Here is a 14,202-nt window from a genome sequence, read left to right as displayed (position 1 = left end):
TCTGTTCGTGGAAAATCTAAGGTCGAACACGAAATCGGCCTTGCATTAATGGCCGTGAATATCCGAAAATATACGGCAAGAGTATAAGCTCTTGTCCGTATAATCTTAAAATAAAATGAAAAAAGTGAAATCGCGCGTGCGATTTCACTTTTTTCATTGATTGAGACTACTTCTGTCCCAGCCTCTTTTGAGTAATTTTAGTTTTAAATAATTATTAAATCACATCATCGTAAATGGATGTGGCACTGAATACAATTTCGCCCTTGAGTAGCGAATCTAAATGCCACCACCATTCTTCTGTCGACTCTTTCGACGATGAAAAGTCATAGGCTTTACTTGTATGTTCAAAAACTCGTTCCGCATGACTTAGTAATCTTATATCATAGGCAGCTAACATTTTTTTCTCTTCTTTTGTAAGTGACAAATGATGTAATTCGCTTCGAATATGGAATGTTTCAAGCATTTCAAAAGGGCTTGTTTCACAATCAGTGACTCCTTGGCCATAAAGATTTATTAATGTCATTCGATCCATGAAAAAACCTCCTTCACTGTAACGATATAATTATATCCTTTTTCTTTAGATAAGTAACGCTGGGGTGAACTAGTTAACATTGCTGTTTCCATAATTGTATCTTCACCAATGATGATTATCCAATTATTTGCGGAAAAAACCATATAGCGTTGTTCAAAATGTTTCAGTTGATAAATGTAAACGTTACTTTGGTTATTTGTAACTATATCAATAATTAACTTATTGTATTCTTGCAAAGTAGATTCTAAAGGTAGATCACGTCTATCAATTCGTTTCCTTAAATGCAGTAAATCTTTCCCGGGTTTCCATTGTGGTCCATGTTCTTTATAGGTTTGAATGATTTGAAATTCTTGCATTATTACATATAGATTATCTTCATAAAGTTCCATTAAGAAGAACGACAAGCGCAGCTAGCTTTTGAAAGAAAGCAAAAAGAAAAAAATAAAACGTTTGATGAACTACTTGATGAATATGGATATGGTGGTTCGAAGTTTTAGGTGAAATTCAATTATTAATAAAGGACTGCTTAGAAATAATACATTTCTAGGCAGTCTTTTTTGTTACCAATTTTGTTTAATAATCTATTTGTTTATTAATCAACAATACCCAAGCAAATTATTTGAAAGTCAAAAAAGGTCAGTGTATACTAATGTCAAAGGTTAAAGATAGTCAAAGTCAAATGATTATTTGAAGGAGGACATATATATGAAATGTCAATATTGTAATAAAAACGACGCAACGATGAGTTTGAAAGTGCAAGTGAATCATCAAGGAATGCAAATGCACTTATGTCATACGTGTTTTCAAGATATTCAAAACCAATTGACTGCAGGAAAAATGCCTTCATTTAGTAATGACGGACAATTTTACTCTGAAGCAAATGGTAGTCAGCGAGCACGAACACAAACAAGACAGATTGGGGAGCAAAACAGCAATAGCTTGTTAGACAAACTTGGTAAAAATATATCAAACGATGCTAAAGATGGTCGTATTGATCCAGTTATCGGACGTGATCAAGAAATCAAACGTGTCATCGAAACTTTAAACAGAAGAAATAAAAATAATCCGGTGTTAATCGGGGAACCGGGTGTTGGTAAAACAGCAATCGCCGAGGGACTTGCAGTAAAAATTCATGAAGGCGATGTACCGGTAAAATTGATGAATAAACAAGTGTACTTGTTAGATGTCGCTTCGCTCGTAACGAATACGGGTATTCGAGGACAGTTCGAAGAGAGAATGAAACAATTGATCGAAGAACTGGAAACTCGGCAAGATGTAATTTTATTCGTCGATGAAATTCACTTACTCGTTGGTGCTGGAACAGCAGAAGGTTCACAAATGGATGCTGGGAATATTTTAAAACCTGCTTTAGCACGTGGCGGATTACAACTTATCGGTGCTACTACGCTTAAAGAATATCGTCAAATTGAAAAAGACGCTGCTCTTGAGCGCCGTTTCCAACCGATTATCGTAAAAGAACCATCTACAGAAGATACGATTCATATTTTAAATGGAATTAAAGATCGTTATGAAAACTTCCATGAAGTGCACTATCCGGATGAGACAATTCAAGCATTTGTGACCTTATCCGAGCGTTATATTCAAGATCGATTTTTACCAGATAAAGCAATTGACTTGATGGATGAAGTAGGGGCGCGATTAAATCTAACCCATGCATCTGCCAATTCAGAGTCTATTGGAACACGTCTAAACGAAGTCATTCAACTAAAAGAACAAGCGGCAGAAAAAGAAGATTACGAGAAAGCTGCAAATTTACGTTTTGAGGAAATCCAGTTACGCAAACAATTGGAGCAAGCCAAACAAAATGGCGACACGCCTCAAGTAGAAGTGACGGTTGCAGATATCGAATTAATTGTAGAAGAAAAAACGGGAATTCCTGTAACCAAACTTCAAGCTGCAGAACAAGCGAAAATGAAAGGTATCGCAGAAAATCTAGGTAAAAAAGTGATTGGGCAAGAAGATGCGGTCACTAAAATCGCCAAAGCCATCCGTCGCAGTCGTGCAGGGCTTAAGTCTAAAGATCGTCCAATTGGTTCCTTCTTATTTGTTGGTCCAACAGGTGTAGGTAAAACTGAAATCACAAAAGTGCTAGCAGAAGAACTATTTGGTTCACGCGACGCATTAATCCGTCTGGATATGAGTGAATATATGGAGAAACATTCGGTGTCTAAAATTATTGGTTCCCCTCCAGGCTATGTAGGACATGAAGAAGCAGGTCAACTGACAGAACGTGTTCGACGTAATCCATATTCCATTTTACTGCTGGATGAAATAGAAAAAGCACATCCAGATGTGCAAAATATGTTCCTGCAAATCATGGAAGATGGTCGTTTGACAGATTCCCATGGTCGAACAGTTAGCTTCAAAGATACGGTTATCATTATGACAAGTAATGCGGGAACAGGCGACAAAAAAGTAAGTGTAGGATTCAATCAAACCGTACATGAATCTGTCAACATGCTTGAAACGTTAGGTGCTTATTTCAAACCGGAATTTCTTAACCGTTTCGATGCTATTGTCTCATTCAATGAATTAACGGAAGAAAATTTACTTCAAATCGTAGACTTGATGCTGGAAGATTTACAAGGTACGATTGCGGAAAATGATATGGACATCACCATTTCAGCAGAAGCAAAACAAGCCTTGGTCAAACTAGGTTACGACAAACGGTTCGGTGCTCGACCACTTCGCAGAGTTATCCAAGACAAAATTGAAGATCCTTTAACAGATCTTATTTTGGAAGAAGAACATGTTGAAAAGATCTATGTGGATGTTGTGGATGAAGAAATTGTTGTTGGCAAAATGTAATGACGTCTAATTAAAGGTAGTCGATAGAGAATTTAAGGGATAGCCATTAGGCTGTCCCTTCTTTGCGTTTATTGTTGTTATTTGATTAGAGAATTCCATTGATATAAATGACAAAAAATATAATGTAATCCGCAATTGACCTAGGGATGCGCTTTGTCCACATTGTCTATCTTATGTAAGCTATCGGCTCATTCCTTGTTTCTCTATATTTCTATCCACGAAAATATTCAGTTCTGTTTAAGTATAGACTCAAATTAATTGAATATTATGATACACTAAATAAAAAGTTAGAAAAAACTGCCACTATTGGGAGGGGATTTTAGATGGTGTGGGCAAAAGCAATTCTATTCTTTGTTTCTATATTTATATTAATGTTTATTTTTAATAAAATCATGACAAGAGTAATGAAAGTAGAAAAAAAGAATATATTTTCGAATAGATATGTGAACGATCTACATAAAAAAATTGGTGGAATACTACCTATTATGTTTTTTATTATCAGTATTGTTTTCAATATGTGGCAAATTGAACACTCAGAATTCGAAAATATTTCTTTGTATTTTTTGGGTTTCGTAATAATCTTTTTTGTTTTGGATGCATTAGTACGTGCTTTTATGGAGTGGAAATATGCAACTAATCGCATGGATTATATCTATACATTAAGTGAGATGTTATTTATGATTATTGTTATTTTTGCATGTGCGAAGACTTACTTTTCGGGATTTATGAATTAGGACAGGGGATAGACGAATGATTCAAGCGGTGTTATTTGATTTGGATGGTACTTTACTTGACCGGGATGCGTCTGTAAAAAAATTCATTGAAAATCAATACGAAAGATTAGGAAATTATTTGGGGCATATATCTAAAGAGGAATATATGACTAGATTTATAGAGTTAGATTGTCGTGGATATGTGTGGAAAGATAAAGTGTATCAACAATTAGTAGAAGAATTCGAAATTGTGGGAATAGGTTGGGAGAATTTATTGGGAGATTATATAACAGAATTTAAGCATCACTGTGTTCCTTTTCCAAATCTTAAAAGTATGTTGGAAGAACTGAAAACGGATGGCCTTGCTTTAGGAATGATTACGAATGGATTCGGGCAATTTCAAATGGATAATATAAGGGCCTTGGGGATTGAAAATTATTTTGACGCAATATTAGTATCTGAAACGGAAGGAATGAAAAAACCAGATCCTGCAATTTTTAAAAGAGCGTTAGAGAGGTTGAATAAGGAGCCTCGCGAAAGTGTCTTCGTTGGTGATCATCCTGAAAATGATGTAAAGGCGTCCCAGTATGTGGGCATGAAAGGGATATGGAAAAAAGACGTTCAATGGGATGCATTTGAGCCTGATTATGCGGTGGAGGATTTGGGAGAGCTTCCTACTATGATAAGAAATTTGGATTTGATTACTAAAATAGGAGGAGTAAATAGATGAAAAAAATTAAATACCCTAAACCTCTACAACCAAGTAGTTACATAGGCGTTACAGCGCCATCCAGTGGTGTCGAATCGTCATTACATATACTTATTGAAAAGGCTAAGCTGCAAGTGGAAAAGATGGGGGTTCAAGTAATAATTGGGGAAACTGCACGCACACAACATAAAGGTAGGAGTGCTAGTAAAGAAAAACGAGCAGATGAATTAATGAAGTTTCTTCTAGATGATCAAATAAATGCTATCATCCCCCCTTGGGGAGGTAGTTTTGCGATGGAAATACTACCAATTTTGGACTGGGCTAAACTAAAGGAAATGGATCCGAAATGGCTATTAGGTTATTCAGATATTAGTACGTTAAATTTTGCTTATACGACGATAACTGGTAACGCATCAGCACACGGAGTAAATTTCAGTGAATTATCGGCCCCAGAATGGGATGAATTGTCTGGTAAATGGATGGAAGTACTTAGCTGCAGGGAAAATGAAGAGGTTACACAATATTCGTCTGAAAAATACCAATCAAGTTGGGAGCAAGTATTTGCAAATCCAGCGAAAGGGTTTTTCCTCGATTCTCAAACAGCATGGAAAACGTTGAATCATGAGGATGAGGTCACATTTTCTGGAAGACTGATCGGAGGGTGTGTAAATACATTGCAAGTACTTGTTGGTACTCCTTTTGATCAAGTGACTCATTTTGTTCATGAATATTGTGAAGAAGAAGGAGTCATTTGGTATTTAGAAACTGTTGGAATGGATGCCGCTAAAATTTATAGAGCATTATGGCAAATGCAACAAAATAATTGGTTTTCAAATATTAAAGGCGTTCTTTTTGGGAGAACGAGTAGTTATGAAGATTTGGGGGATTTCACGCTAACCGATGCATTAAGAGACGTTTTTGAGAGTTATAATATACCTGTAATATATGATGCTGATATCGGACATACGCCTCCTCAAAATATTTTAGTAAATGGTGCATTAGCAACTGTGAAATATAATAGTGGAAAAGGCTCGATTACGATGAAGTTTATTTAAAAAGTTTGATTGCTTAAGGAGGAGAACAATGATTGAAAAAAAACTGTCTACATTCGATCAAGATTAGACCTCTTAGCATGGATGATTATAAAATCGTTTTAAATTGGAGCAAGGATGACATTTTTTGTACAGCCAATGGTTGGGAGAAGAATCGAAGTGAAGAAGAATTATATAGTTGGTGGCTTCATTGTATAAATAATATTTTGGAAGATTTTATCCGTATGGGTATAGAAATGGAAGGTAATTTAATCGGTTATGCAGATTTAGCTAATATAAAAGATAATTCGGCTGAGTTAGGAATTGCTATCGGGGAGCGTACACTATGGGGAAAAGGAATTGGAGCGAGTTCCATTTTATGCATGATGGACTATGCTTCTGAAAAGTTAGGGATTACTGTTTTCCATGCAGAAACCCATGAAGAAAATATGCGTTCCAGAAAAATGCTTGAGAAAATAGGATTCATAGAGATAAGTAGGATTGGTCAAGAAGAATATTTAGGAAGGGAAAATCAACTTATACAATACAGATATAATCTACATCACTAGATAGGAGGGTGAGCTAATTTGAAAAAGAGTTTGTTTATCATTCCACTTCTTCTTTTATTTGCTTGTAGTAATACGGAGAAATATGAGCATGTGAGTGTTTATGTAGTCGAAACATTGGGAGAAAATGCTGGATACAAAAAAGTAAATGATTTAACAAATGTGGTGGAAGGCAAAAATTATATAACAGTAAATACTAAGTCGATTGAGGACTTTTATGATAAGGATGGAAATTATAAGAGAACAGAGATAATAGCTTCCGATTATACTTCTTCTGATATTACCAATGTTGGCCATGGGGAAGATTTGAAAGAAGAGCTTCAAAAGCCTTCTACAATTCTTATACCGGAGGATAAGAGAGAGACTTTTAAGTTAAATGATATGACGGAGGAAGAAAAAGAAAGGATTAAGAAACATATACTTTCTTATACGGATAATTTATCTAAAAAGTGAAATCGCAAGATACGGGTTTAGAATCGCAAAATCTATGCCCAGAATCGCAAGATATCATCCCAGAATCGCAAAATCCAGCCTATAACCACAAAAAAACCGCTGAACTCCCAAAGTTCAGCGGTTTCCTATCATTACACCCGATGCTCTACATACACATCTTGTTTTGTAATCTCTCTAGCCTTTAATAGGACATCCTTAGAAACTTCCGTATTATAGGCCTTGACCGTTTCTATAAGCTGTTCTGCGCTACTTGCCCCAATGATCATGGACGCAGCCGCTTTTTGTTCTAATACATGTTGTTGAGCTACAGCAGCGATTGGCGCACCGAGTGATTGCAATTGCTCAAGAGTTTTTAGCAACTCTTCTTTAGAATAGCCTAAATATTCACCGGTTTTATTTGCACGATTAAGTCCCTCAGCAGTTAACAAACCTTTGGCAAGCGTGCCTCGACTAAGTAAAGAAACTTGATGTTCTTCTAGTAGTGGCAACCATTCTTCTGGTCTTCTATCTAGTAAACTATATTGCATCATGACTGAAACCGCCTTACTTTTTGTTAGAAAGCGATTGATTACATTGGGACGGATGGAAGAGATGCCGTATGCTCGGATAAGGCCTTCTTTTTTCAATGCTTCCATCGTATCAATCACTTCATCGGCGTCGTCTTCCATTGTGCCACCGTGCAATTGGTATACGTCAATATAATCAGTTTGAAGTCGTTTTAATGATTCGTGGACAGCCGCCCGAATCCATTTTTTTGAAGGATCCCATGACCAGCCGTCACCAGATTCATTCATACGATTACCGACTTTTGTTGCTAAAATGATAGACTCGCGATTATTTTTCAACGCTTTTCCTACGATTTTTTCATTTTCACCATTATCGTATAAATCCGCGGTATCAAAATAATTGATGCCTTGAGCAAGTGCCACTTGTATGATTTTCTCAGCGTCTTGTTGATCTGATGGGAGTGACATACAACCCAAACCTATTTCCGAAACGAATAAATCACTTTTTCCTAATTGTCTTTTCTTCAAAATGTATCACGTCCTTTCCTCCATGGTACAATGAGGAAAAGGGACTTTCAAATGAAAGGAAATGAAAAATGAAAAAATTCGAAGAAAAAACAATTCAGACAGAAATGAAATTCCAAGGTAAAATTATCACATTACAAGTAGATGATGTGCAATTACCGAATGGGAAAGCCGGAAAAAGAGAAATTGTGAAGCACCCAGGAGCAGTAGCCGTCATTGCAATTACTGAAGATAAAAAAATAATTTTAGTCGAACAATATCGAAAAGCTTTAGAACGTTCGATTATTGAAATACCAGCTGGAAAAATAGAGCCGAACGAAGACCCAGAACTAACCGCTTTGAGGGAACTGGAAGAAGAAACAGGATATACGACAAAAAAACTTCAATATATCCAATCCTTTGCCACATCTCCTGGATTCGCAGATGAAATTATTCATCTTTACTTAGCAGAAAATATTGTCAAAGTAGAAGAAAAAGCAGAATTGGATGAGGATGAGTTTGTCGAATTGATGCATGTTTCCTTAGAGGAAATGGAATCGATGATTACTACAAAGCAAATCTATGATGCCAAAACTGCATTTGCATTTCTATGGGTAAAAAACTATTTAAAATAGACATGTTAAAACATAGTACAAGCATATGATGAGAATAGATAGGGAGGTGTTCCAACTTGAACCAGTCTTACACTATTCTCATTTCACTATGCGTACTCGTTTTTAGCTTTATCGGTGGTTTGTATCTTTTTGAAAAAAGTACACCAGAACAGCAGCAATGGATTATTAATCTCCTGGACGCACGTGTTTTATTACTAGAGCAGCCTACTTTTCTGGAAACTATTTTTCCGCATATTATGATTGCTGTCGTATTCTTTTTATTTTATCAGCATCGTTATTTGCGCAAACTCATTTTAATCATTTGTGCTTTTCGAATTACGTTCTATGGATTTGGCTCTAGTTACTTGCTTCAAACACAAGAATCTACATTTCCTTATGTCTTTTGGTGGTTCCCGTTTCAACTAATCTATTGTTTACTTCTTCTAGCACTTGCAAACCGAGTCAATTTGTTCTCGCTTTCCCTCTATGGAATTGTTATTATTATAGAGTTCTTCTTTATACCATTCGTATTATATAATAATTAATGCTTTTTAATAATTATTATTAAGTGTATCTCTTGTAATGAGAATTCATTTTTTGGTATAATGAAAGAAGTTTAAGGGGGCGTCATATGGAAAGCCGTATTGATCGTATAAAAAAACAATTATCTGGTGCGGGCTATAAACTGACGCCGCAACGAGAATCGACTGTTCGTGTTTTGCTAGAAAACGAAGAAGACCATTTAAGTGCGGAAGATGTATTTTTATTAGTTAGAGAAAAATCACCAGATATTGGACTTGCAACTGTGTATCGAACACTGGAATTATTGAATGAATTAAATGTAGTAGACAAGATTCAATTTGGAGATGGCGTATCCCGCTATGATTTAAGACAAGAAGGGGCAGCGCATTTCCATCACCATCTAGTTTGTATTGAATGTGGTGCAGTAGATGAAATTCAAGAAGATTTACTTGAAGACGTGGAAGCTATCGTAGAAAATAAATGGAACTTTAAAATAAAAGACCATCGTTTAACATTTCACGGAGTGTGTCATCGCTGCCAAGATAAGTAACCCAAAAAAGGATAGCATTATGCTATCCTTTTTTTACATGGCTCTGCAAAATTAACTGCTGAGGCAAGTAAAGCCTCCGGCGGATGTCACAGATTTTGATGGGAGTTAATTGCAAAATGCGCAATTCAAAATCTGGACGCAATTACGCCGAGGCGTAATTGATAGAGGAGGAAGAACTTTTTGAAAAACGGATTAATGCATTTAGAAGATTATTTACATTTTTTACGAATTGAACGCCAGTTAGCAGATAACACATTAACTTCTTATCAAAAAGATTTAGTCGATTACATAAAATCAGTACTAGAAACACAACAGCTACATACGCTAGATAAGGTTGAACGCCAACATATTCTCGTCCATCTGCGGAAACTAAAAGAAGAAGGCAAGTCTGCACGAACCATTGCAAGGCATATTTCATCGATCCGCTCCTTTCACCAGTTTTTATTGCGAGAAAAAGTGGCTAGTACAGATCCGACAATCCATCTGGAGCTTCCCCAGATCGATCAAAAGTTGCCTAATTTTTTATCGGTAGAAGAACTAACGAATTTATTAAATAGCATTGATTTATCAAAACCTCAAGGTGTTCGTGATCTAGCAATGTTTGAGATTATGTATGCAAGTGGTATGCGTATAAGTGAATGCTTGAATTTAGATTTGGAAGATTTACATTTAACGATGGGATTCGTCCGTGTATTCGGGAAAGGTGGAAAAGAACGAATTATTCCGCTTGGAGGGGCAGCTATACGCGCTTGTAAGACTTATTTAGAGGAAGCAAGACCTAAACTATTGAAACAGGCAGAACGGACAGACGCAATATTTATCAGTCAACGTGGCAAACGTCTAACAAGGCAAGGTATTTGGAAACTATTAAATAAACATGTAGCGAATGCCGGTATCCAAAAAGACATTACACCGCATGTGCTCAGACATTCGTTTGCCACCCATTTAATCGAAAATGGAGCGGATTTACGAGCAGTCCAAGAAATGTTGGGTCACGCGGATATTTCTACTACACAGATTTATACGCATGTAAGTAAAAAACGTTTGAAAGAAGTTTATAAAGAGTTTCATCCGAGGGCTTAAATACGCTCCTTTCTTCTCCCTGTGTAAGAAACGATTCTGAATTGTTTCTTACACAGGGAACTTTCTCTTTAACTTGCATAAAAGAACAATATAAATCCAATCATAAATTAATGTAGCGACAGCAAGTATTGTAATCAAATACGTTTTAAAATATAGAAAGAACGCAATAGAAGCAAATAAGGTTCCAAGCATTTTAAAAACTGCGATGTATATTGATTGACCGCTGGCGTTACCTCGTCTTATTAATAAAAAGATAAACAGTCCGGACATCATTAAATTTTGTAAAAAAGCAGCGTATTTCCCTTCCACATCATTAAATTCCAACGTCATTGCAATGATAAGTAGAAAGCTTATGCCTAGCGTTAAGAAAAAAGAGAAATAGAAAAAGTTTGCAGAAATATATTGTTTGAATTCCTTTCGGCCAAAGATTAAATATTGAATCATAATAATGATGTCTAATACTAACCAAATGCTCGTGATTAATTTTTGTGGATCATCCGGTGTAAAAATGAATAAAAAAATAAATTCCCAAGATATATTTGCACAAATTGCTACCATTGGCATTCCATATTTCTTATCTTGAAATCCACGTTTAATAATGAGTATATATGTAATGATCCAAAATAATCCCATACCTAATTGTAATATTGAAAGTAAATCCTCTTGATTGTTCATACTATCCTCCATTAAAAATACTCTTCTAGGACACTATATGAGTAAAAATTCAATGTTTATGTCAAAAGTAATTAATTAAAAAAGAGAATCTTTACCTAAAGGATTGTACCTCTGACTTGCTCATTATTTCGTTTTAAATACAAATATTGTTATAATAGGAGTACATAAAATCTATTAAATAAGTCAGAGGTCTGACCTGTACATTCTGAATATTTTTGGTAAACTAGAAGTAAAGACGAGGAGGTAAATAAAATGAACAAATTTAAGCGCATACATGTAATTGTTATGGACTCAGTTGGAATTGGAGAAGCGCCTGACGCAGCTGCTTTTGGTGATGTTGGCTCTCATACGCTTGGACATATTGCAGAAAAAATGGGTGGCCTCCACATGCCTGAAATGCAAAAACTTGGTCTAGGTAATATTGATAAAATTCAAGGGATTGAACGTGTAGAAAATCCAACTGCGTATTTTGGAAAAATGCAAGAAGCCTCTGTTGGAAAAGATACAATGACTGGACATTGGGAGATTATGGGGCTGAACATCGATAAGCCTTTTAAAGTGTATCCAAATGGTTTCCCACAAGAACTAATCTCTGCTTTAGAAGAAAAAATCGGTCGTAAAGTAATTGGCAATAAACCTGCGAGTGGTACAGCAATCTTAGATGAACTTGGCGAAGAACATATGAAAACGGGTGCAATTATTGTTTATACCTCGGCAGATCCTGTGTTACAAATCGCTGCACATGAAGAGATTATTCCACTGGATGAACTTTACCATATTTGTGAAGTGGCAAGAGAACTGACACTTTCTGAGGAGTTTTTAGTAGGTCGCGTTATTGCACGTCCATTTATCGGACAGCCAGGGAACTTTGCTCGCACATCAAATCGTCATGACTATGCATTAAAACCTTTTGGTCGTACTGCGATGAACGAATTACAAGATGCAGGACTGGACGTTTTAGCGATCGGTAAAATTTATGACATTTTTAATGGAGAAGGTATTACTGCTACAGAACGCACGACGGACAATATGGACGGCATGGATAAATTTATCGCAACATTAGATAAAGATTTTACAGGTATTAGCTTCTTAAATTTAGTAGACTTTGATGCTTCATTTGGTCATCGTCGAGATCCAATTGGATACGGAAAAGCATTAGAAGAATTTGACGCTCGTTTAAAAGAAGTTTTACCAAAATTAACAGAAGAAGATTTGCTCATTATTACAGCGGATCACGGAAATGACCCGACAATGCCAGGTACGGATCATACGCGTGAGTTCGTGCCGTTAACGGTTTATTCTCCAAAATTGAAAGAAATAAAAGAATTACCACTTCGCACAACATTTGCAGATATCGGTGCAACGATTGCAGAAAACTTTAGTGTTGCTCAAACAGCATTCGGTGAAAGTTTCTTATCTTCATTAAAATAATTGTTAAGGGCGGGAAAATAAATGAATATGCTTGAATTGATTGACAAGAAAAAACGAAACCATTCACTTACTGAAGAAGAAATTCAATATATGATCGGGAAGTATACAAAAGATGAAATTCCAGATTACCAAATGAGTTCTATGCTTATGGCCATTCTAATTAATGGGATGGATGAAAATGAAACCGCTTCGTTAACAAAAGCGATGGTAGAATCTGGCGATGTCATTGATCTTTCGAGTATTGAAGGATTTAAAGTGGATAAGCATAGCACAGGCGGAATTGGCGATAAAGTAAGTTTACTTGTCGCGCCTATTTTAGCATCTCTAGATATTCCGATTGCCAAAATGAGTGGTAGAGGACTTGGAATTACTGGCGGTACAGTAGATAAGTTAGAATCTATCGATGGTTTTCATGTAGAATTGGAAGCGGATGAATTTATTAAACAAGTAAATGAACATAAAATTGCCATTGTCGGTCAATCGGGTAATTTAACACCTGCGGATAAAAAACTGTACGCTTTACGAGATGTGACAGGTACAGTCGACAGCATTCCATTAATCGCGTCTTCTATTATGAGTAAAAAAATAGCGAGCGGTGCGGATGGTATTGTACTTGACGTAAAATGTGGTAAAGGTGCATTTATGAAAGATTTGGAACATGCATCCGAGTTAGCGAAAACGATGATTCAAATCGGCGAAAGTTTAGGCAGAAAAGTAGCGGTTGTTATTACAGATATGAATCAGCCACTAGGTCACAATATTGGGAATAAGCTAGAAGTAGTGGAAGCTCATGATTTCTTGGATAACTATAAAAAGAGTGAACAAGGTTTGTTAGACGTGACGATTGCGATTTCTTCTAAAATGTATCAACTTGCAACGGATGTGAGTGATGAAGTTGCGGAGCAAAAAGTATTAGAAACGCTTTCGAATGGCGCAGCACTTGCTAAATTGAAAGAATTTATCACCGCTCAAGGTGGAGATGCATCAGACGTTCACGCGAAAACGACAAAACATGAAATCGAAGTAAAGGCAGCGAAAGATGGTTATATTAGCTTGATTGACGCAGAATTAATCGGAAAAGCTTCTCTTTTAGTAGGAGCTGGCCGCTTAACGAAAGCGGATGTATTAGATTTCGACGCTGGGGTTAAGTTGGTAGCACTTAATGGGCAATCAGTTAAAAAAGGCGATACGTTAGCGGTTTTATACTCCAATAAAGACGCGGTGGATGAGTCTGTTCAATTGATTGAAAAAGCTTATTCAATTACGGATGCACAACCAGTGAAGAATAAATCGATTTTGAAAATTATGTAATATTTATGAGGGAAGCAGCCAAATTTACAAATTTGGCTGCTTTTTTGTGTTGTAGGGGTTCACTATGCTTGGAAGACGAAGTTAATTGCCCGTATAGGGAGGAGAATTGCGCGGATACAGTGTTCGAATGCTCGCAAGCGGTTTGCTTGCTCGGATGGCGAAGTAAAATGCTC

The 14,202-nt window shown here is 36.3% G+C and carries 16 protein-coding genes and 1 pseudogene; 13 read left to right on the top strand and 4 right to left on the bottom strand.

Annotated elements, in window-relative coordinates:
- Positions 1-214: 214 nt before the first annotated feature.
- Both ACIQ38_RS21750 and ACIQ38_RS21745 read right to left on the bottom strand, forming a co-directional pair.
- The gene (locus ACIQ38_RS21750) at positions 215-532 is read right to left on the bottom strand and encodes a hypothetical protein (protein ID WP_402828317.1); all 318 of its coding nucleotides are present in this window, start codon (positions 530-532) and stop codon (positions 215-217) included.
- Positions 520-888: a hypothetical protein gene (locus tag ACIQ38_RS21745; protein ID WP_402828315.1), complete on the bottom strand. Its 369-nt coding sequence runs from the start codon at positions 886-888 to the stop codon at positions 520-522. Before ACIQ38_RS21745 ends, ACIQ38_RS21750 begins: the two co-directional genes overlap by 13 nt.
- 36 nt (positions 889-924) lie before the next feature.
- On the opposite strand from ACIQ38_RS21745, the pseudogene ACIQ38_RS21740 reads away from it, so the two are divergent.
- From ACIQ38_RS21740 to ACIQ38_RS21710, 7 genes and pseudogenes are all read left to right on the top strand, one after another.
- A pseudogene (locus ACIQ38_RS21740) lies at positions 925-1,029 on the top strand (YqkE family protein); the annotation flags it as partial.
- A 208-nt stretch (positions 1,030-1,237) separates the two neighbouring features.
- Positions 1,238-3,361: an ATP-dependent Clp protease ATP-binding subunit gene (locus ACIQ38_RS21735; RefSeq protein ID WP_402828312.1), complete on the top strand. Its 2,124-nt coding sequence runs from the start codon at positions 1,238-1,240 to the stop codon at positions 3,359-3,361.
- A 323-nt stretch (positions 3,362-3,684) separates the two neighbouring features.
- Positions 3,685-4,095, top strand: a complete 411-nt coding sequence (locus ACIQ38_RS21730; protein ID WP_402828309.1) for a DUF4181 domain-containing protein — start codon at positions 3,685-3,687, stop codon at positions 4,093-4,095.
- 16 nt (positions 4,096-4,111) lie between these two features.
- Positions 4,112-4,804 carry an HAD family hydrolase gene (locus tag ACIQ38_RS21725; protein ID WP_402828306.1) on the top strand — a complete coding sequence of 231 codons (693 nt, stop codon included), beginning with the start codon at positions 4,112-4,114 and terminating at the stop codon, positions 4,802-4,804.
- A complete protein-coding gene (locus tag ACIQ38_RS21720; RefSeq protein ID WP_402828303.1) occupies positions 4,801-5,838 on the top strand; it encodes a S66 family peptidase in 1,038 nt (345 codons plus the stop codon). The genes ACIQ38_RS21725 and ACIQ38_RS21720 overlap by 4 nt, the downstream gene beginning before the upstream one ends.
- Positions 5,839-5,870: 32 nt before the next feature.
- Positions 5,871-6,383, top strand: a complete 513-nt coding sequence (locus tag ACIQ38_RS21715; protein WP_402828300.1) for a GNAT family N-acetyltransferase — start codon at positions 5,871-5,873, stop codon at positions 6,381-6,383.
- Positions 6,384-6,401: 18 nt separating this feature from the next.
- Positions 6,402-6,833 carry a hypothetical protein gene (locus tag ACIQ38_RS21710; RefSeq protein ID WP_402828297.1) on the top strand — a complete coding sequence of 144 codons (432 nt, stop codon included), beginning with the start codon at positions 6,402-6,404 and terminating at the stop codon, positions 6,831-6,833.
- Positions 6,834-6,964: 131 nt separating this feature from the next.
- Here ACIQ38_RS21710 and ACIQ38_RS21705 read toward each other — a convergent pair whose 3' ends face one another.
- A complete protein-coding gene (locus tag ACIQ38_RS21705) occupies positions 6,965-7,867 on the bottom strand; it encodes an aldo/keto reductase (protein WP_402828294.1) in 903 nt (300 codons plus the stop codon).
- Between the two features lie 68 nt (positions 7,868-7,935).
- On the opposite strand from ACIQ38_RS21705, the gene ACIQ38_RS21700 reads away from it, so the two are divergent.
- The 4 genes from ACIQ38_RS21700 to xerD all read left to right on the top strand — a co-directional run bounded on the left by ACIQ38_RS21700 (position 7,936) and on the right by xerD (position 10,612).
- Complete coding sequence (locus ACIQ38_RS21700) at positions 7,936-8,478, top strand: NUDIX hydrolase (RefSeq protein ID WP_402828291.1); 543 nt, start codon at positions 7,936-7,938, stop codon at positions 8,476-8,478.
- A gap of 56 nt (positions 8,479-8,534) precedes the next feature.
- The gene (locus tag ACIQ38_RS21695) at positions 8,535-9,002 is read left to right on the top strand and encodes a hypothetical protein (RefSeq protein ID WP_402828288.1); all 468 of its coding nucleotides are present in this window, start codon (positions 8,535-8,537) and stop codon (positions 9,000-9,002) included.
- An 86-nt stretch (positions 9,003-9,088) separates the two neighbouring features.
- A complete protein-coding gene (gene fur, locus ACIQ38_RS21690) occupies positions 9,089-9,529 on the top strand; it encodes a ferric iron uptake transcriptional regulator (RefSeq protein ID WP_142537257.1) in 441 nt (146 codons plus the stop codon).
- Between the two features lie 195 nt (positions 9,530-9,724).
- Positions 9,725-10,612: a site-specific tyrosine recombinase XerD gene (gene xerD / locus ACIQ38_RS21685; protein ID WP_402828335.1), complete on the top strand. Its 888-nt coding sequence runs from the start codon at positions 9,725-9,727 to the stop codon at positions 10,610-10,612.
- A 48-nt stretch (positions 10,613-10,660) separates the two neighbouring features.
- On the opposite strand, the gene ACIQ38_RS21680 is transcribed toward xerD, so the two are convergent.
- Positions 10,661-11,287: a transmembrane-type terpene cyclase gene (locus ACIQ38_RS21680; RefSeq protein ID WP_402828284.1), complete on the bottom strand. Its 627-nt coding sequence runs from the start codon at positions 11,285-11,287 to the stop codon at positions 10,661-10,663.
- A gap of 252 nt (positions 11,288-11,539) precedes the next feature.
- On the opposite strand from ACIQ38_RS21680, the gene deoB reads away from it, so the two are divergent.
- Together deoB and ACIQ38_RS21670 are read left to right on the top strand one after the other, a co-directional pair.
- Entirely contained in the window at positions 11,540-12,718 is a 1,179-nt protein-coding gene (gene deoB / locus ACIQ38_RS21675) for a phosphopentomutase (protein ID WP_402828281.1), read from the top strand.
- A gap of 21 nt (positions 12,719-12,739) precedes the next feature.
- The gene (locus ACIQ38_RS21670) at positions 12,740-14,029 is read left to right on the top strand and encodes a thymidine phosphorylase (RefSeq protein WP_402828279.1); all 1,290 of its coding nucleotides are present in this window, start codon (positions 12,740-12,742) and stop codon (positions 14,027-14,029) included.
- Positions 14,030-14,202: the final 173 nt, after the last annotated feature.

Origin of the sequence: Psychrobacillus sp. NPDC096389 (assembly GCF_044762855.1) — a bacterium.
In the GTDB taxonomy this organism is placed as follows: Bacteria; Bacillota; Bacilli; order Bacillales_A; family Planococcaceae; genus Psychrobacillus.
This window is presented reverse-complemented; position numbering and strand designations above follow the sequence as displayed.